Annotated in this window: 17 protein-coding genes; 13 read left to right on the top strand and 4 right to left on the bottom strand. The window is 72.1% G+C overall.

Going from position 1 to position 18,185, the window contains the following annotated elements; translation table 11 throughout:
• The first annotated feature begins 65 nt into the window (after nucleotides 1-65).
• On the top strand, nucleotides 66-278 hold the full coding sequence (locus ACN9M0_RS15835; protein WP_426403784.1) for a hypothetical protein: 213 nt from the start codon (nucleotides 66-68) through the stop codon (nucleotides 276-278).
• Nucleotides 279-307: 29 nt separating this feature from the next.
• On the opposite strand, the gene ACN9M0_RS15830 is transcribed toward ACN9M0_RS15835, so the two are convergent.
• Nucleotides 308-1,468, bottom strand: coding sequence for a threonine aldolase family protein (locus tag ACN9M0_RS15830; protein ID WP_426403783.1), 1,161 nt, complete (start codon nucleotides 1,466-1,468; stop codon nucleotides 308-310).
• Nucleotides 1,469-1,650: 182 nt separating this feature from the next.
• Here ACN9M0_RS15830 and ACN9M0_RS15825 point away from each other — a divergent pair, with 182 nt between their 5' ends.
• The 10 genes from ACN9M0_RS15825 (at nucleotide 1,651) to ACN9M0_RS15780 (ending at nucleotide 9,668) form a co-directional block, all read left to right on the top strand.
• Complete coding sequence (locus tag ACN9M0_RS15825) at nucleotides 1,651-2,616, top strand: Rossmann-like and DUF2520 domain-containing protein (protein WP_366036830.1); 966 nt, start codon at nucleotides 1,651-1,653, stop codon at nucleotides 2,614-2,616.
• Complete coding sequence (gene panC / locus ACN9M0_RS15820; RefSeq protein WP_366036829.1) at nucleotides 2,613-3,683, top strand: pantoate--beta-alanine ligase; 1,071 nt, start codon at nucleotides 2,613-2,615, stop codon at nucleotides 3,681-3,683. Before ACN9M0_RS15825 ends, panC begins: the two co-directional genes overlap by 4 nt.
• The gene (locus ACN9M0_RS15815; protein ID WP_399699446.1) at nucleotides 3,680-5,386 is read left to right on the top strand and encodes an L-aspartate oxidase; all 1,707 of its coding nucleotides are present in this window, start codon (nucleotides 3,680-3,682) and stop codon (nucleotides 5,384-5,386) included. Before panC ends, ACN9M0_RS15815 begins: the two co-directional genes overlap by 4 nt.
• Complete coding sequence (gene nadC, locus ACN9M0_RS15810) at nucleotides 5,383-6,402, top strand: carboxylating nicotinate-nucleotide diphosphorylase (RefSeq protein ID WP_366036827.1); 1,020 nt, start codon at nucleotides 5,383-5,385, stop codon at nucleotides 6,400-6,402. Before ACN9M0_RS15815 ends, nadC begins: the two co-directional genes overlap by 4 nt.
• On the top strand, nucleotides 6,402-7,208 hold the full coding sequence (locus tag ACN9M0_RS15805; protein ID WP_366036826.1) for a type III pantothenate kinase: 807 nt from the start codon (nucleotides 6,402-6,404) through the stop codon (nucleotides 7,206-7,208). The genes nadC and ACN9M0_RS15805 overlap by 1 nt, the downstream gene beginning before the upstream one ends.
• Nucleotides 7,209-7,305: 97 nt before the next feature.
• Nucleotides 7,306-7,884, top strand: coding sequence for a hypothetical protein (locus ACN9M0_RS15800; protein ID WP_366036978.1), 579 nt, complete (start codon nucleotides 7,306-7,308; stop codon nucleotides 7,882-7,884).
• A gap of 31 nt (nucleotides 7,885-7,915) precedes the next feature.
• Nucleotides 7,916-8,086: a hypothetical protein gene (locus tag ACN9M0_RS15795; protein WP_366036825.1), complete on the top strand. Its 171-nt coding sequence runs from the start codon at nucleotides 7,916-7,918 to the stop codon at nucleotides 8,084-8,086.
• A gap of 139 nt (nucleotides 8,087-8,225) precedes the next feature.
• A complete protein-coding gene (locus ACN9M0_RS15790) occupies nucleotides 8,226-8,645 on the top strand; it encodes a BlaI/MecI/CopY family transcriptional regulator (protein ID WP_366036824.1) in 420 nt (139 codons plus the stop codon).
• 15 nt (nucleotides 8,646-8,660) lie between these two features.
• Nucleotides 8,661-9,179, top strand: a complete 519-nt coding sequence (locus ACN9M0_RS15785; protein ID WP_366036823.1) for an amino-acid N-acetyltransferase — start codon at nucleotides 8,661-8,663, stop codon at nucleotides 9,177-9,179.
• Nucleotides 9,180-9,332: 153 nt separating this feature from the next.
• A complete protein-coding gene (locus tag ACN9M0_RS15780) occupies nucleotides 9,333-9,668 on the top strand; it encodes a histone-like nucleoid-structuring protein Lsr2 (RefSeq protein WP_030324199.1) in 336 nt (111 codons plus the stop codon).
• On the opposite strand, the gene ACN9M0_RS15775 is transcribed toward ACN9M0_RS15780, so the two are convergent.
• Nucleotides 9,647-10,234: an SCO3374 family protein gene (locus ACN9M0_RS15775; protein ID WP_366036822.1), complete on the bottom strand. Its 588-nt coding sequence runs from the start codon at nucleotides 10,232-10,234 to the stop codon at nucleotides 9,647-9,649. The two genes, ACN9M0_RS15780 and ACN9M0_RS15775, sit on opposite strands and share 22 nt — an antisense overlap.
• A gap of 461 nt (nucleotides 10,235-10,695) precedes the next feature.
• On the opposite strand from ACN9M0_RS15775, the gene ACN9M0_RS15770 reads away from it, so the two are divergent.
• Nucleotides 10,696-13,218, top strand: coding sequence for an ATP-dependent Clp protease ATP-binding subunit (locus ACN9M0_RS15770; RefSeq protein ID WP_366036821.1), 2,523 nt, complete (start codon nucleotides 10,696-10,698; stop codon nucleotides 13,216-13,218).
• Between the two features lie 101 nt (nucleotides 13,219-13,319).
• On the opposite strand, the gene ACN9M0_RS15765 is transcribed toward ACN9M0_RS15770, so the two are convergent.
• A complete protein-coding gene (locus ACN9M0_RS15765; RefSeq protein ID WP_426403782.1) occupies nucleotides 13,320-16,400 on the bottom strand; it encodes an NACHT domain-containing protein in 3,081 nt (1,026 codons plus the stop codon).
• 473 nt (nucleotides 16,401-16,873) lie between these two features.
• On the opposite strand from ACN9M0_RS15765, the gene ACN9M0_RS15760 reads away from it, so the two are divergent.
• Nucleotides 16,874-17,587 carry a M23 family metallopeptidase gene (locus ACN9M0_RS15760; RefSeq protein ID WP_366036819.1) on the top strand — a complete coding sequence of 238 codons (714 nt, stop codon included), beginning with the start codon at nucleotides 16,874-16,876 and terminating at the stop codon, nucleotides 17,585-17,587.
• A 6-nt stretch (nucleotides 17,588-17,593) separates the two neighbouring features.
• Here the strand turns inward: ACN9M0_RS15760 and ACN9M0_RS15755 are convergent, their stop codons facing one another.
• Nucleotides 17,594-18,157, bottom strand: coding sequence for a TetR/AcrR family transcriptional regulator (locus ACN9M0_RS15755; protein ID WP_366036818.1), 564 nt, complete (start codon nucleotides 18,155-18,157; stop codon nucleotides 17,594-17,596).
• Between the last annotated feature and the right edge of the window lie 28 nt (nucleotides 18,158-18,185).

The following is an 18,185-nucleotide window of genomic DNA, read 5'->3' as shown; positions in this document are numbered from 1 at the left end:
CCCCGGATTGACGGGCCCCGTCAATCCGGGGGCCGGACCGCGGCGGTGCGGCGCACGGTGAGGGCATGAACGCGCTGCACCAGTACCTCTTCGACACCCATCGCGCCGCCCGGCTCGGCGAACCGATGCCGCCAGCGCCCGGAACCCACGACGTCGCCGTGCTGCGGGCCGTCCGCGACCGCCGCCGCTTCGAGCGGGTGGTGGCGGGCCGCCGGGCCGGCGGCGGGCTGCGCCTGCGCCTCCGCGCGGCCCTGCGCCGCCGCCGGCCGTCGTTCTGAAGGCACCTCGCGACGGCGGCCCCGGCGCGTCACCCCTCGACGCGCGCCAGGAAGTCCCGTACCGCCTCCTTCACGTCCTCCGCCGTCCACTCCAGGCCGGGTGCCGTCACCGTCACCTCCGTCTTCGCCACTCCCGCCGGGCCGCCCGCGCCCGGGGTGAACCAGCGGCGGAAGAAGGCGGTGCCGGTGTCCTCGGTCTGGGCGAGGGCCGCCGCCGTCAGGGCGTCCGCGTCGTACGGCAGCCAGACCTGGAACTGGTGCGTCTGCGGGGTCTCCGGGTGGATCCGGAACCAGCCGGTGCCCGCCTCCGCGAGCGCCTCCCGGATCGCGTCGGCCACCACGCGCGCGTGGGCGACGTACGAGGGCAGCCGGGGCAGCTCGACGTCCAGGCCCCGGAGCGCGGAGAGCGCCGCCGGGTACTGCTGGAAGACCATCCCGCCGTACCGGTGCCGCCAGATCCTGGCCTCCTCCATGACGTCCTCGGGGCCGGCGAGCACGGCCCCGGACTGGCCGCCGAGGGACTTGTAGAACGAGACGTAGACGCTGTCGGCGAGCCCCGCGATCTCCGCGAGCCCGCGGCCGAAATGGGTCGTGCACTCCCACAGCCGTGCCCCGTCGAAGTGGACCACCGCGTCCCGCTCCCGGGCCGCCTCCACCACCTCGGTCAGCTCCTCCCAGGACGGCAGCACGAAGCCGGCGTCCCGCAGGGGCAGCTCCAGCATCAGCGTCCCGAAGGGCTCGGGGTGGTCGCGCACCTCCTCGGCGGTCGGGAGCCGCGGCGCGTCGGTCGGGTGGACCGTACGGAGCCCGGAGACGGCCCCGAACGCCCCGTTCTCGTGGACCTCGGGGTGGGCGAGCGGGTGGAGGGCGACGACGGGGCTGCCCGTCCGCCCGGCCCAGCAGCGCAGCGCCACCTGCTGGGCCATGGTGCCGGTCGGGAAGAAGACGGCGGCGGGGAGGCCGAGCCCCGCGGCGACGCGCTGCTCCAGCTCCTCCACGAGCCCGTTGCCGTACGTGTCGAGCGGGGCCTCCTCGTGGCCGGCGGCCTCCGCCCAGGCGGCCAGTTCGCGCAGCCGTGACCCGACGGTGCCGTCCACCGAGGTGTCCCACAGCCTGCGCTCCGCGCCGCCCCACACCTTCACCCGGTGGAGCCGGGCCGCTTCCTCGTCCACAGGACTCACAGGACTCACAGGGCTCGCAGGACTCACCGGGTTCGCAGGACTCACTGGGTTCACAGGGTTCATGGGCCGATCATCACACCACCGTCGCCCACACCCTGTGGACAGCCACCGGGCACCGCGAAACGCTGGCGTAGCATGACCAGAAATCGTCCGGTACCCGCCGAGGACTGGAACGGAAGGCCGTCCCCACCGTGAACGCACCAGCAGCGCCCGAGCCCCGAGCCGAGGACCGACCCGCCCGGCTCACCGTCGGCGTCGTCGGCGCCGGCCGGGTCGGCCCCGCCCTCGCCGCCTCGCTCCGGCTCGCCGGGCACCGCCCCGTCGCCGTCTCGGCGGTCTCCGACGCCTCCCGGCGCCGCGCCGCGGAGCTCCTGCCCGACGTCCCCGTCGTCGAGCCCGCCCGCGTCCTCGCCCTCGCCGACCTGGTCCTGCTGACCGTGCCGGACGACGCCCTGCCGGGCCTGGTCGAGGGCCTCGCCGGCACCGGAGCCGTACGGCCGGGACAGCTCCTCGTGCACACCTCCGGGCGCTACGGGGCACGGGTCCTCGACCCCGCCCGCCGGGCAGGCGCCCTGCCGCTCGCCCTGCACCCCGCCATGACCTTCACCGGCACCGCCGTCGACGTCCAGCGGCTCGCCGGCTGCTCCTTCGGCGTGACCGCGCCCGAGGAGCTGCGGCTCGCCGCCGAGGCCCTCGTGATCGAGATGGGCGGCGAGCCGGAATGGATCGCCGAGGAGGCCCGGCCGCTCTACCACGCGGCCCTCGCCCTCGGCGCGAACCACCTGGTCACCCTCGTGGCCCAGTCGATGGAGCTGCTCCACAAGGCCGGGGTCGCCGCCCCCGACCGCATGCTGGGCCCGCTCCTGGGCGCGGCCCTGGACAACGCCCTGCGGTCCGGGGACGCGGCCCTCACCGGGCCCGTCGCGCGCGGTGACGCCGGCACGGTCGCCGCCCACGTCGCCGAGCTGCGCAAGCACGCGCCCGCCACCGTCGCCGGCTACCTGGCGATGGCCCGCACGACCGCCGACCGGGCGCTCGCGCACGGCCTGCTCAAGCCCGAGCTGGCCGAGGACCTGCTGGGCGTGCTCGCCGAGGGCGCGAGCGGCACCGCCTACCCCGCGGGCCCCGCCGACGGGCCGCAAGGAGACGACCGATGACCCTGTTCGCCCGCACGAGCGCCGAGGGCGGCCGGACCGTCCGCCACCAGCCCGCCGCGCTCCTCCCCACGGTCGATGACCTCGCGGACGCGGTCGCCCACTGGGGCGCGCCCGGCCGTACCGCCGTGGTCATGACCATGGGCGCCCTCCACGAGGGCCACGCCACCCTGATCCGGGCCGCACGCGAGCGCGTGGGCGCCAAGGGCTTCGTCGTCGTCACCGTCTTCGTCAACCCGCTCCAGTTCGGCGCCGGCGAGGACCTCGACCGCTACCCCCGCACCCTCGACGCCGACCTGGCGCTGGCCTTCGAGGCGGGCGCGAGCGCCGTCTTCGCGCCCTCCGTCGACGAGGTCTACCCGGGCGGCGAGCCCCAGGTCCGGATCACCGCGGGACCCATGGGCGAGCGCCTCGAAGGCGCCTCCCGGCCCGGCCACTTCGACGGCATGCTGACCGTCGTCGCCAAGCTGCTCCACCTCACCGCGCCCGACCTGGCCTTCTTCGGCCAGAAGGACGCCCAGCAGCTGGCCCTGATCCGCCGCATGGCCCGCGATCTGAACTTCCCGGTCGAGATCGTCGGCGTGGAGACGGTCCGCGAGACCGACGGGCTGGCCCTCTCCAGCCGCAACCGCTACCTGTCGGCGGGGGAGCGCCGGACGGCCCTCTCGCTGTCCCGCGCGCTGTTCGCCGGCCGCGAGCGGCTCGCCGCCCAGGAGGCGCTGCGCGCGCGTGCCGCCTCGCTGCCGGGCGCCCAGGGCCGGGCCGAGAACCGCGCCGAGGCCCTGTCGCGGCTCGGCGAGGCCCGGGCCGCCGCCGACGCCCACGCGGTCGCGCAGGCCGCCGAGGGCGGCTGCGCCGAGGCCGTCCGGGCCGCGGCCCGCGCCGTCCTGGACGAGGCGGCCAAGGCCGAGCCGCCGCTCACCCTCGACTACCTGGCCCTCGTGGACCCGGCCGACTTCACCGAGGTCTCCGACGGTCACGACGGGGAGGCGGTCCTCGCCGTCGCCGCGCGCGTGGGGAGCACCCGGCTCATCGACAACGTCCCTCTGACCTTCGGAGCCACCAAGTGACCGGAATACGGCTGCACGCGCCCGCGCCGGGCTGGGCCATCGACGCCGACGTCGTCGTGGTCGGCTCCGGGGTCGCCGGCCTCACCGCCGCCCTTCGCTGCACCGCCGCCGGGCTCCGTGCGGTCGTCGTCACCAAGGCCGACCTCGACGCCGGCTCCACCCGCTGGGCCCAGGGCGGCATCGCGGCCGCGCTCGGCGAGGGCGACACCCCCGAGCAGCACCTCGACGACACCCTCGTCGCCGGAGCCGGGCTCTGCGACGAGCGGGCCGTGCGGGCCCTGGTCACGGAGGGCCCCGACGCCGTCCGCCGCCTGATCGCGACCGGCGCCGACTTCGACAAGACCTCCGACGGCGAGATCGCGCTGACCCGGGAGGGCGGTCACCACCGCCGCCGGATCGCCCACGCGGGCGGGGACGCGACCGGGGCCGAGATCTCCCGCGCCCTGGTCGAGGCGATACGGGACCGGGGCGTGCGCACCATCGAGCACGCCCTCGTCCTGGACCTCCTGACGGACGCCGAGGGCCGCACGGCGGGCGTGACCCTGCACGTCATGGGCGAGGGGCAGCACGACGGCGTCGGCGCCGTCCACGCGCCCGCGGTGGTCCTCGCCACCGGCGGCATGGGCCAGGTCTTCTCCGCCACCACCAACCCGGGCGTCTCCACCGGCGACGGCGTGGCGCTCGCGCTGCGCGCCGGGGCCGAGGTCTCGGACCTGGAGTTCGTCCAGTTCCACCCCACCGTGCTCTTCCTCGGGGCCGGCTCCGAGGGCCAGCAGCCGCTGGTCTCCGAGGCGGTACGGGGCGAGGGCGCCCACCTGGTCGACGCCGACGGGGTCCGCTTCATGCTCGGGCAGCACGAGCTGGCCGAGCTCGCGCCCCGGGACATCGTCGCCAAGGCGATCGTGCGCCGGATGCAGGAGCGGGCCGCCGAGCACATGTTCCTGGACGCCCGGCACTTCGGCGCGGAGATGTGGGCGGAGCGCTTCCCGACGATCCTGGCGGCCTGCCGGGCCCACGGCATCGACCCGGTGACGGAGCCGATCCCGGTCGCCCCCGCCGCCCACTACGCCTCCGGCGGCGTCCGTACGGACCTGTCGGGCCGGACGACGGTGCCGGGCCTGTACGCGTGCGGGGAGGTCGCCTGCACGGGCGTCCACGGCGCCAACCGGCTCGCCTCGAACTCGCTCCTGGAAGGCCTGGTCTTCGCCGAGCGGATCGTCGAGGACATCGTGGCGAGCGCGGCGGGGCGCCGTCCGGCCGTCCCGGTGGAGCACCCGGCCCCGGTGGTCCTGCCGCTGCTCGACCCCGGCGCCCGGCACCGTATCCAGCGCACCATGACGCTGGGCGCCGGAGTGCTCAGGTCCGCGGAGAGCCTCCTCACGGCCTCCCGGGAGCTGGACGCCCTCCACCTCCCGCCCGCCGCCCCCGACCAGCAGGCCGGCGACCGGAAGTCCGCCGAGCCGGGCGTCGAGTCCTGGGAGACCACCAACCTGCTCACCGTCGCCCGCCTCCTGGTCGCGGCGGCGAACCGCCGCGAGGAGACCCGCGGCTGCCACTGGCGCGAGGACCACCCCGACCGGGACGACACGGACTGGCGCAGGCACCTCGTCGTCCACCTCACGCATGAGCGGACCCTCGACGTCCGCACCACCGACACCTCCGACTTTCCCCCCACCCTCGACGCCCCAGGGAGCCGTAAGTGACCACGCCCGAGGAAGCCCGTCCCGAGCCCGTGGACGTCCCTCTCATCCAGATCAACACGGTCTCCTCCGACGAGACCGGCGGCTGCGGCGACGGCTGTGGCTGCGGCGGCGGCGAGGAGTTCGAGTGCGGGCTCGACCCCGCCCTCGCCCAGCTGCTCGCCGACGCGGGTCTCGACCCCGTCCAGGTCGAGGACATCGCCCACCTGGCGATCGCCGAGGACCTCGACGGCGGGGTCGACGTGACGACCGTGGCGACCGTCCCCGAGGAGGCCGTCGCCACCGCCGACTTCACCGCCCGCGAGGCCGGTGTCGTGGCCGGTCTGCGGGTCGCCGAGGCGGTCCTGTCGATCGTGTGCACGGACGAGTTCGAGGTCGAACGGCACGTCGAGGACGGCGAGCGCGTCGAGGCCGGGACCGTGCTCCTCAGCGTCACGGCCCGCACCCGCGACCTGCTCACCGGCGAGCGCAGCGCGCTCAACATCCTGTGCCGCCTCTCCGGCATCGCCACCGCCACGCGCGCGTGGGCGGACGCCCTGGAGGGCACGAAGGCGAAGGTCCGCGACACCCGCAAGACGACGCCGGGCCTGCGCGCCCTGGAGAAGTACGCGGTCCGTTGCGGCGGTGGCGTCAACCACCGCATGTCGCTCTCCGACGCGGCCCTGGTCAAGGACAACCACGTGGTGGCGGCCGGCGGCGTCGCCGAGGCCTTCAAGGCCGTCCGGGAGCTGTTCCCGGAGGTCCCGATCGAGGTCGAGGTCGACACGATGCACCAGGTCCGCGAGGTCCTGGACGCGGGCGCCGACCTGATCCTGCTCGACAACTTCACCCCGGGGGAGACCGAGGAGGCCGTCGCCCTGGTCGCGGGCCGCGCCGTCCTGGAGTCCTCGGGCCGGCTGACCCTGGACAACGCGGCGGCCTACGCGTCGACCGGCGTCGACTACCTGGCCGTCGGCGGCCTCACCCACTCCTCCCCGATCCTCGACATCGGCCTCGACCTGCGCGAGGTGCGGGCCTGATGCTGCTCACCATCGACGTCGGCAACACGCACACGGTGCTCGGTCTCTTCGACGGCGAGGAGATCGTCGAGCACTGGCGGATCTCCACGGACCCGCGCAGGACCGCCGACGAGATGGCGGTCCTGCTCCAGGGCCTCATGGGCATGCACCCGCTGCTCGGCGTCGAGCTGAGCGACGGCATCGAGGGGATCGCCATCTGCGCGACGGTCCCCTCGGTGCTGCACGAGCTGCGCGAGGTGACCCGCCGGTACTACGGGGACGTGCCGGCGGTCCTCGTGGAGCCGGGCGTCAAGACCGGGGTGCCGATCCTCACGGACAACCCCAAGGAGGTCGGCGCCGACCGCATCATCAACGCGGTCGCGGCCGTCGAGCTGTACGGCGGCCCGGCGATCGTCGTGGACTTCGGCACGGCGACGACGTACGACGCGGTCAGCACCCGCGGTGAGTACGCGGGCGGCGCGATCGCACCGGGCATCGAGATCTCGGTGGAGGCCCTGGGCGTGAAGGGCGCCATGCTCCGCAAGATCGAGCTGGCCCGCCCGCGCAGCGTGATCGGCAAGAACACGGTCGAGGCCATGCAGTCGGGCATCGTCTTCGGGTACGTGGGCCAGGTCGACGGCGTGGTGGCCCGGATGAAGCGGGAACTGGTCGGCCCGAAGGGCGACCCCTCCGACGTCACGGTGATCGCGACCGGCGGCCTGGCGCCGATGGTCCTCGCCGACTCGAAGGAGATCGACGAGCACGAGCCCTGGCTGACGCTGATCGGCCTGCGCCTGGTGTACGAGCGGAACGTGTCCCGCATGTAGGGGTGGGCCCGGCGCGCCGCAATGATCGCTAAGAGAAAATTGTCCGATTAGCGCGTAGTGTCGGCCCATGCCCACGCCATACGGATCCCGCGGCGGCATGGCGTTCAGCGCGGACGAGCTGCGTGTGCTGCGCCGCGCCCTTGCCATCGCCCTCCACCCCGCCCCCCTCCAGGACGAGGACGTCCAGGACTGCCTGCGCCTGGCCGAATCCGTGGACGAGGCCGCACGCGAGGCCGGCCGGCTGCGCGCCTTCCTCCTCGACGACCTGGCCCGCTACCGCGAGACGCTCCCCGGGTCCCTCAGCGGCTACCTGGAGCTCCTCCGGGACGCCCTGGCCGCCGGGTACGACCCCGGCGCCGACGACCTCGCCGCCCTGCGCGCGCTCCGCCGCAACCCGGCCGCCGCCGAGCTGCTGGCCCGCTGCCAGGTCCTCGCCGAGCGCTCCGTACGCGCGCGCCTGGCCCGGGTCTCCCAGGCCACCGGTTCGACCGCGCCCTCCGTCTCCCGGGCCCGGCTGCTCGCCCTGCCGGGCGGGCGCGCGGCGGCCGACGAGCCCAAGCCGACGCCACCGGCCCCGGCCCCGACGAAGCGCCCGGCGCCCAAGCCCTCCGAGGTCTTCCCGCCGCGCCGGCGCCCCGTTCCGCCGCCCCCGCCCGAGGAGCGGGTCGCCGGATGAGGGGGCGCCTCCCCGGTCTACTCTGGACGTCATGGACTACGTATCCGCGCTCGTACCCCCCATCGTGATGGCCGCCTTCTTCATCGGTCTCGTCGTCACGATCGTCAAGAGCCAGGGCGGCCCGAACAAGGCCAAGGAGGACGCGGTCGTGGACGCCGCCCTCGCCCGCGCCGAGGCCACCCGCCAGGCGGACGGCTCCTAGTTGGTCCGGCTCCTGGTCCTGCCCGTACGGGCCCGTACAGCGCCAAAGGGTGCGCGACCTCTTCCGGTCGTGCACCCTTTTCGTCGTTCTTGAGCGGCCAATGGCCGCTTATTACCGTTTCTCCCACTATGGTGACGTTGTGCCCCGCCCCCTGGGAGAACTCGAAGACGCCGTCATGACGCGCGTATGGCAATGGAACCGCCCGGTCACCGTCCGGGAAGTCCTGGAGGACCTTCAGCAGGAACGGTCCATCGCCTACACCACCGTCATGACCGTCATGGACAATCTCCATCAGAAGGGCTGGGTCCGCCGCGAGGTCGAAGGCCGCGCCTATCGATATACGGCGGTCTCCACCCGCGCCGCCTACTCGGCCGCGCTGATGAACGAGGCCTGGGCGCAGAGCGACAACCCCGCCGCCGCGCTCGTCGCCTTCTTCGGCATGATGTCGCCGGAACAGCGGGAGTCGCTGAACGACGCCATCCGGATCGTCCAGCGCGACAACCCGCTCCCCGCCGCCCCGCGGGAGGCCGAGGGTGGCGAAGGGGCATCCCGCCCGTAGCGATAGCGTCCCCCCATGTCGACCTCCGCCAAAGCCGTCACCGTACGCAGGGCCCGCACCAGCGATGTGGCCGCGGTCCGCCGTCTCGTCGATCCTTTCGTGCAGCGCGGCATCCTGCTCGACAAGGCGACCGTGACGCTTTACGAGTCCATCCAGGAGTTCTGGGTGGCGGAACGCGACGAGGACGCCGCCGTCGTCGCCTGCGGCGCACTCCATGTCATGTGGGAAGACCTCGCCGAAGTCCGTACTCTCGCCGTCGATCCCGAGTTCAAGGGAGCCGGCGTCGGACATCAGGTGCTGGACAAGTTGTTGCACACCGCCCGATGGCTCGGGGTGCGGCGGGTATTCTGCCTGACCTTCGAAGTCGACTTCTTCGCGAAGCACGGCTTCGTCGAGATCGGCGAGACCCCGGTCGACGGAGATGTCTACAGCGAGCTCCTGCGTTCCTATGACGAGGGAGTCGCCGAGTTCCTCGGTCTCGAACGAGTGAAGCCGAACACCTTGGGCAACAGCCGGATGCTTCTGCACCTGTGACGCGGAAGCCCGCGATCCTCTCACGGAACCCTATGTCCGAATCGCGCACGTTTCCCGCGTTGCCAGGGATCTGAACCTCTCCCAGGGGTTTGTGTTTTTCCGGGAAAAGCGGTTTCCTTTCCGCGTACTGCATTTTCGATGAAAGGAAATCCGGTGGCACAGAAGGTTCAGGTCCTTCTTGTCGACGACCTCGACGGCGTCGAGGCGGACGAGACCGTGACGTTCGCGCTGGACGGCAAGACCTACGAGATCGACCTCACCACCGCCAACGCGGAAAAGCTCCGTGGCCTGCTCGAGCCGTACACCACGAGTGGCCGTCGCACCGGCGGCCGCACCACCGGCGGCCGCGGCAAGGGCCGCGCCGTGGCGACGGGCAGCCAGGACACCGCGAAGATCCGCGCGTGGGCCAAGGAGAACGGCATGAACGTCAACGACCGCGGTCGCGTTCCCGCCGACATCAAGGCTGCCTACGAGGACGCGAACCGCTGAGGCGACAGCTGCTGAGCCGCCCCACGGGTACGGGCACTCAGCAGCCGCACCCGGTGGCACTCCGCCGCGGCGGCGGCCACGAGACGCACCAGGCAGGGGGCACCCGCGACGCCCCACGGCGCGGACCGCAGCGCCGGGAGCGAGGACTCGACCTCGTGACCGGGCGCGGGCGCCCGCAGCCACACCGCGGCGCCCGGCGCGCCGGATCCGCCCCGCCCCGGGGGAAGGGGTGCGGTCATCCGGCCGCCGGCACCGAGGGCCGCGAGATCCAGCGAGATCCCGCCCCACTCCAGCCAGTCGAGCAGCCCCGGTAGCTCCTCCGCGCTCCCCGCGGCCACGAGCAGCCCCATACGGTGCCCGAACAGGGCCACCGGCCCGGTCGCCGCGCCCATCCGGCGCAGCACGCCCCGGCCGGCCGCGGCGGGCAGCTCCAGGACGTCGAAGCGCAGCCCCGTGACCAGGCCCACCGGCGGGCCCGCCACCGCGGCCCAGCCGAGCTCGTCCTCGTACCACCGTGCGAGCCCGCCGTCGATCGGCGAGCGGGGGAGCGGGACGGTGAAGGCCATGCCCGGGGAACTCCCGTGGGGGTGTCTTGGTTACGCCCGCGGTGACCCAGTGTCCCCGTCGGGTCGCGCAAGGTGTCCGTGATGGGGCCTACGAGTGCATTCGAGCGCGCAAGGGTGTTCGCTGGTAGCGGAGGGAACCGGGGTGCGCCGCATGGAGTGTCAGTGCTTACGGGTAAGACATTCCTAGTGGAGAGGGGCGACTCGCGGGCTTCGGCGCCTCACGTTCGCCATCGGCGTACTGATGACGCGGGTAACTACTTGGCCTGCGGGAACATCGTCTCGCACCATCGGGTTGGAGCATTTGTCGGCTGTTCGGCAGCAGGTCTCCCCGCTGAAGAGGGGGTGATCCGGACGGATGTCGGCAGTTGGAATGAGCGGTCCCCGCTTGCGGGACTAAGCTGCGGAAGGACAGGGAGGGGATCGACCCCTAACTGACTGACCGCTCTGAGGAGCGATTAACGATGTTCGAGAGGTTCACCGACCGCGCGCGGCGGGTTGTCGTCCTGGCTCAGGAAGAAGCCCGGATGCTCAACCACAACTACATCGGCACCGAGCACATCCTTCTGGGCCTTATCCACGAGGGTGAGGGTGTCGCCGCTAAGGCCCTGGAGAGCCTCGGGATTTCGCTCGAGGCGGTCCGCCAGCAGGTTGAGGAGATCATCGGGCAGGGGCAGCAGGCCCCGTCCGGGCACATCCCCTTCACCCCGCGTGCCAAGAAGGTCCTGGAGCTCTCGCTCCGTGAGGCCCTCCAGCTCGGCCACAACTACATCGGCACCGAGCACATCCTGCTCGGCCTGATCCGCGAGGGCGAGGGCGTCGCCGCCCAGGTCCTCGTGAAGCTGGGCGCCGACCTCAACCGGGTGCGGCAGCAGGTCATCCAGCTGCTCTCCGGCTACCAGGGCAAGGAAGCCGCCACGGCCGGCGGTCCTGCCGAGGGCACCCCCTCGACGTCCCTGGTCCTCGACCAGTTCGGCCGGAACCTCACCCAGGCGGCCCGTGAATCCAAGCTCGACCCGGTCATCGGGCGCGAGAAGGAGATCGAGCGGGTCATGCAGGTGCTGTCCCGCCGCACCAAGAACAACCCGGTCCTCATCGGCGAGCCCGGCGTCGGCAAGACCGCCGTCGTCGAGGGCCTGGCGCAGGCCATCGTCAAGGGCGAGGTGCCCGAGACCCTCAAGGACAAGCACCTCTACACCCTCGACCTCGGCGCGCTGGTCGCCGGCTCCCGCTACCGCGGTGACTTCGAGGAGCGCCTGAAGAAGGTCCTCAAGGAGATCCGCACCCGCGGCGACATCATCCTGTTCATCGACGAGCTCCACACCCTCGTGGGTGCGGGCGCCGCCGAGGGCGCGATCGACGCCGCCAGCATCCTCAAGCCGATGCTGGCCCGCGGTGAGCTCCAGACCATCGGTGCCACCACGCTCGACGAGTACCGGAAGTACCTGGAGAAGGACGCGGCCCTCGAGCGCCGCTTCCAGCCCATCCAGGTCGCCGAGCCGTCGCTGCCGCACACCATCGAGATCCTCAAGGGTCTGCGCGACCGGTACGAGGCCCACCACCGGGTCTCCATCACCGACGAGGCCCTCGTCCAGGCCGCGACCCTGGCCGACCGGTACATCTCGGACCGCTTCCTCCCGGACAAGGCGATCGACCTGATCGACGAGGCCGGCTCCCGGATGCGCATCCGCCGGATGACCGCGCCGCCGGACCTCCGCGAGTTCGACGAGAAGATCGCCGGCGTCCGCCGCGACAAGGAGTCCGCGATCGACTCGCAGGACTTCGAGAAGGCCGCCTCGCTCCGCGACAAGGAGAAGCAGCTCCTCGCCGCGAAGGCCAAGCGGGAGAAGGAGTGGAAGGCCGGCGACATGGACGTCGTCGCCGAGGTCGACGGCGAGCTGATCGCCGAGGTCCTCGCGACCGCCACCGGCATCCCGGTCTTCAAGCTGACCGAGGAGGAGTCCTCGCGCCTGCTCCGCATGGAGGACGAGCTCCACAAGCGCGTCATCGGCCAGAAGGACGCCGTCATCGGCCTCTCGCGGGCCATCCGCCGTACCCGTGCGGGTCTGAAGGACCCGAAGCGCCCCGGCGGCTCGTTCATCTTCGCCGGTCCGTCCGGTGTCGGTAAGACCGAGCTTTCGAAGGCGCTCGCCGAATTCCTCTTCGGCGACGAGGACGCGATGATCTCCCTCGACATGTCGGAGTTCAGCGAGAAGCACACGGTTTCCCGCCTCTTCGGTTCGCCGCCCGGATACGTCGGCTACGAAGAGGGCGGCCAGCTCACCGAGAAGGTGCGCCGCAAGCCGTTCTCCGTCGTCCTCTTCGACGAGGTCGAGAAGGCCCACCCCGATATCTTCAATTCCCTTCTCCAGATCCTGGAGGACGGTCGCCTGACCGACTCCCAGGGCCGGGTCGTGGACTTCAAGAACACGGTCATCATCATGACCACCAACCTCGGGACCAGGGACATCTCGAAGGGCTTCAACCTGGGCTTCGCCGCCCAGGGCGACACGAAGTCCAACTACGAGCGGATGAAGGCGAAGGTCAGCGACGAGCTGAAGCAGCACTTCCGCCCGGAGTTCCTCAACCGTGTGGACGACATCATCGTCTTCCCGCAGCTGACGCAGGAGGACATCCTCCAGATCGTCGACCTGATGATCGGCCGCGTCGACGAGCGCCTCAAGGACCGGGACATGGGCATCGAGCTCTCCCAGTCCGCGAAGGAACTGCTCGCCAAGAAGGGTTACGACCCGGTGATGGGCGCCCGGCCGCTGCGCCGGACGATCCAGCGCGAGATCGAGGACTCGCTGTCGGAGAAGATCCTCTTCGGCGAGCTGCGCCCCGGTCACATCGTGGTCGTGGACACGGAGGGCGAGGGCGAGGAGCGCACGTTCACCTTCCGCGGCGAGGAGAAGACGGCCCTGCCGGACGCCCCGCCGATCGAGGCGACGGGCGGCACGGGCCCGAACCTCTCGAAGGACGCGTAAGGCGTAGCTGAACAAAGGGGCGGCCCCGGAACCTGATGGTTCCGGGGCCGCCCCTTTGTCATGCGACGGTGAGCCGGTCACCGAGGTCGGCGGCGGTCAGGTCAGGTGAGGACGCGGACGGTGGGAGGGAGCCGGTCGGCGCCGACGGTGCGGATCCCCGCCGCGTCGATGGATTCGAGGTGCTCGAGCCGGTCCAGGGGGGCGAGGTCCAGACTCGGCCCCCCGGGGCCCAGGACGAGGATCAGCCGACGAAGCCCGGGGAAGGCCCGGGCGATCCGCTCGAGCGGTGAGACCTCGCCGGAGTAGATCTCCACGGCGAGCCCCTCGACCTGGGGCAGCCGAAGGCGAGCGGGCATGGTGCGGAACGCGGGGGAGGCGGTGTCGAGCTCGCGGAGAGAGCCGAGCGTGGCGATCCCCTCCCAGTCGTCCTCCGAGAGCGACGTGGCCTCCCGGAGGTCGAGCGAGGACAGGACCGGGAGGTGGGCGAGCGAACCGAAGCCCTCCTCGGGAGCACCCGTCGCGGAGAGAAGGCGTACCTTGTCGCCCCGGACGACGGATGCCGACCGCCAGTGGCCGTACCGGGCGACATCGAGGACCTCCGCCTCGGCGAGGACGGGGGCGAGCGATGCCAGGCCCGCCTCCGAGACGCCCACCCGGAGGTCGAGGCGGGACGGTCGCAGCCCCAGCCGTACGAGCTCTCCGGCCTGCTCGTCGGAGCTGAGGGTGAAGAGCAGGCCGGTGGGGTCGAGCCGGGTGATGACCTTTTCGGCGTACGCGCGGGCGTCGAACCGCCGCCATCCCCAGATGAGCTGGGAGCGGATCGGGATCTCCGGGTGGCCGGCGAACCGGGCGAGGTAGGGGAGAGCGGCCTCCGACTCGACATGGGTGGCCGTCACCACGGCCATCAGCGCACCGCTGCGGCTCAGCCCCTCCGGGCCGGGCAGCAGGTCGAGCACGCCCCGACCCGTCGACCCCAGGATGCGGGCTTCCTCCATGTCGCGCGGCGGGATCACCTCTCCCGTCCTCGCCAGGATCCTTTCCCGGATCTCCGGCGCCACCTCGGCCGCGTGGTGCAGGGCCGTCGCCGCCACCACCAGCACCCGGAGCCGGCTGCGGCGGTCCGGTGCCGCGTCCGCCGCCTTCAGCAGCTCGTCGAAGATCTCCGCGCACTCGCGCGGGCGGGCGTGGCCGACCGCCATGCGGATGACGTCCTCCCACTGGTCGTCCGCCGCGTGCCCGACGAGCACGCCGATGTCCCACCGCTCCACCAGAGCCTTCGCCGCCAGGTAGTCCTGGAAGGTGCGGTGGACGAAGTCGACCGTGTCCGCCGTCGGCTCGCGCAGCAGGCCGCTGCGGTGGAGCAGATGCGTGAAGACCGTGCCGGGGTCGTACCCGGCCGCTTCCGTGACCGCCGGCACGGCCTCCCGTACGACCGACTCGGCGTGGGCACGGTCGATCGCCGTACGGCCGTTGAGCGTCAGCCAGTACGCGATCCGCTGGATCAGCTGGATCTGCGGGGTCTCTCCGAGGTCGATCCCGTACGGCGTCCCCATGTCCCGCTCGCGGTCCCGGCGCGAGAGCAGCATCGAGAGGGCCGCGTCGTACAGGGCCTTGCGGCCGCGCGGCAGGAAACCGCGCCTCCCGTGGTGGAGCGCGCAGATCAGGCCGCACATCAGGGGGTTGGTGGCGAGCTGTGCGACCTCCGTCGTCGTGCGGAGGGCGTCGAGGAGAGGCTGTTCGTACGGTGCCGCTTCGGGCCCGGCGGCCCGGTGCCAGCGGCGGACGAAGGTGGCGACCTCGGCGGAGGACATGGGGGCGAGGGTGATTTCGGCGAAGCCGTCCGTGGCGAGCCAGTCGTCGCGTACGGCGGTGGGGCGGGAGGTCACCAGCCAGCGGTTGCCGTCGTACGCGTCGAGGAGGTCGCGGAGCCAGCGGCGCGCTCGGCCGCGCTCGGCCTCGGGGATCTCGTCGATGCCGTCGACGAGGACCAGGCCGCGCCCGGCGGCGAGCACGCGGTCGGCCCAGCCGTCGGGAGGGGAGAGCGGGCAGTCGACGGCGGAGAGGAAGCGGTCGGGGGCGGGGAGCCGCTCGCCGTGCCGGGCGAGGGAACGGAGGGGGAGGACGAAGGGGATCCGGCCGTGGAGGTACGCCATGTCGTCCGCGCGGTCCCCGCCTGTGGCGGCCGACACCGCGAGCCACTGGATGAGGGTCGTCTTGCCGGAGCCGGCCGCGCCGCGCAGGAGCACCTTGTCGTGCCGGGCGAGGATCTGGTCGGCGCGGCCGCCCAAGAGGTCGCCTCGACGGATGGCCGCGGCGGTGTGTGCGAACGGACCTGCGGCCGGCCCCGTATCCGTGGCCGTGGCCGTACCCGAGCCCATCCACGCGCTGGCCGGCCCCTCCGCAGCCACTTCCTCGGCCGCTCCCCGTGCCGACGGCTCCGCCTTCCCCATCCATGACGCGAGCCACGAACCTCCCGTCGCCTCCAGCGACAGGTACGCAACGTCCAGCGGCCATTTCTCCGGCGCGTCACGGAGGTCCACTCCGTAGATCGTCAGACGGCCGTGCTTCTTCGCGAGGTGGTCGAGGTACCTGCGCTCGAACTCCGCGTCCCGCGCGTCCGTCCGCGGGGTCCGGCGGATGACCTCGTCGACCTTCGTGAGGAGCTCGGCCTGGGCCCGGGTCTGTTCCACCAGGCTTCGGGCCACGAACGTGGAGCGCTGGGCGAAGAACTCCAGGATGTGCAGGCAGGCCCACTCCGTCATCGACTCCAGGTAGAGGACCGAGTCCGTGGAGAGGCCGTCGGGGGCGGGGGCCGCCGTCCGCAGGCGGCGGGCGAGGTCGCGGTGGCCGAGGCGGACGGCCTGGACGTCGTCCATGTCGAGGTCGCCGAGGGCGAGGAGGGTCGTCGCGAGGGTCGCGGTGACGGCCTCGGTCTCGTCAGCGGGGAACGGGGGCTCCCCGGCCCCGTCGCGGGACCGCTCGACCAGGGTCCCGGCCAGCTTCCGGACGTCCTTCTCGGTGAGCGTGCGCTTCTCGCCGCGGAACGAGACCAGGGAGGAGAGCCGGATCTTGCCCGACGAGCCGGTGAGGCCGGCTCCCGGACCATCGCTGACCAGCAGTTTCCTCAGCAGGGGGCCGATCGCGGCCGAGGCGAGGCGCGTGCCGATGAGTGCCGGTTCCATGTGTGTCCCCCCGTGGATCCCCGAAGCGGTCAGCGTAGTGCGGGACGGCTTTCCGGGCGGCTCGGTTGCGTGACCCAGGTCCCATTCGGGGCGGGGCGCTGGTGACAAGGCGCACAGGCGTTTTCGGCGGTACTAACCGGAATAGTGGCGACCTTTGGTGTTGATTCGGGACGTTCAGGTGCGAACCGTCGGGCCTTTGGTCCCGAGGGGTCCCGAACCGGGCGCCGCGCGGCCTTTCGGGCGGTTCCGGCCCCCGTGACATGCGCATAAACCGATCCCGTTGTGTCGTTATGTCCGATTTCGCGACCCCTCTCCAGGGTCGTCAAGGGGTGAACTTCCCTGGAGATCGCTACGACGCGATGTCGTAGATGGGGTGTTTTGGGATGGCCGGGGGGCCGGGTTACCAAGGATGAGCAAGCCCGGCGCAGCACCGTCCGCGTCGGGTCCCGTACTTCCCGGAGGTTTTCCCCCGTATGTCGAAGCGCGTCATGAACCCCGCCGCCCGTATCACCGCCGTTGCTCTCGCCACCGCGGGTCTGGGAGCGTCGCTGGTGGCCGGAGCAGGGTCCGCCTTCGCCGCCGAGGGCAAGGCCGCCGCCCCGGTCGTGCTGACCGCGTCCGCCGCCGTCGCCGCCCAGGCCGACGCCCAGGCCCACGTCGCCGCCCAGGTGAAGGCCGCCGCCGCCAAGGCCGCTGCCGTGAAGGCCGCCGCTGTGAAGGCTGCCGCTGTGAAGGCCGTCCCCGTGAAGGCCGTCAAGAAGGCGACCCCGGCCTGGGTCAAGCCGGTCACCACGTACGCCCTCAGCGCCAGCTTCAACCAGGGCGGCGCCATGTGGGCCCACAAGCACTCCGGCCAGGACTTCGCCGTTCCGGTCGGCACCCCGGTCAAGGCCGCGGCCGCCGGCACCGTCGTGAAGGCCGGCCCGAACGGCGGCGGCGACGGCCCCGCGTACGGCAACGCGATCGTCGTCAAGCACGCCAACGGCACGTACTCGCAGTACGCCCACCTGTCGAAGATCAAGGTCTACATCGGCCAGAAGGTCGGCGCCGGCCAGCAGATCGCCCTCTCGGGCAACACCGGCAACTCCTCCGGCCCGCACCTGCACTTCGAGATCCGTACGACCCCGAACTACGGCTCCGCCATCAACCCGATGGCCTTCCTCCGGGCCCACGGCGTCGGCGTCTGACGCATGTCACTGGGCCCCGTGGGCCCGGTTCAGCAGATCGAGGGCGACCTCGAGGGTGGCCGCGTGCTTCTCCTCGGGGTCGCCCTCGATGTTCTGCATGAAGAACGCGCCCGCGTGCAGCGTGAAGATCGCGCTGACGCAGCGGACCTGGTCCACCATCGCGAAGCCGGGCTCCTGGAGCAGGCCGGTCAGCTCGATCATGCGCTCCTTGAAGGTGAGGCCGACGCTCAGCTCGCGCACCGTGGCCTGGTTCTCCTGCATGAAGCGGAAGAGCGGGGCCGCCGCCCGCAGCGCCACCTGGTAGCGGCGCAGGATCTCGCGCTTGGTCTCGACGGTGGCGGGCTGCTCCCGGCCCCAGGCGATCAGCTCGTCCATCGGCCGGGTCAGGTCCTCGAAGATCCCGATGAGGATGTCTTCCTTGGTCTTGAAGTGGTAGTAGAGCGCGGCCTTGGTGACGTCGAGGCGTTCCGCGATCTCCCGCAGGGAGGTCTTCTCGTAGCCCTGCTCGGCGAAGAGTTCGAGGGCCACGTCCTGGATGCGCTGACGGGTGTTTCCTCGGGCCTGGGCCATGGTCTCTCGCTTCCGCAGATACTTACTT

The organism is Streptomyces sp. R-07, assembly GCF_049913175.1.
Taxonomy (GTDB): domain Bacteria; phylum Actinomycetota; class Actinomycetes; order Streptomycetales; family Streptomycetaceae; genus Streptomyces.
The sequence above is the reverse complement of the archived record's forward strand: the minus strand, read 5'-3'. Positions and strand labels throughout refer to the sequence as shown.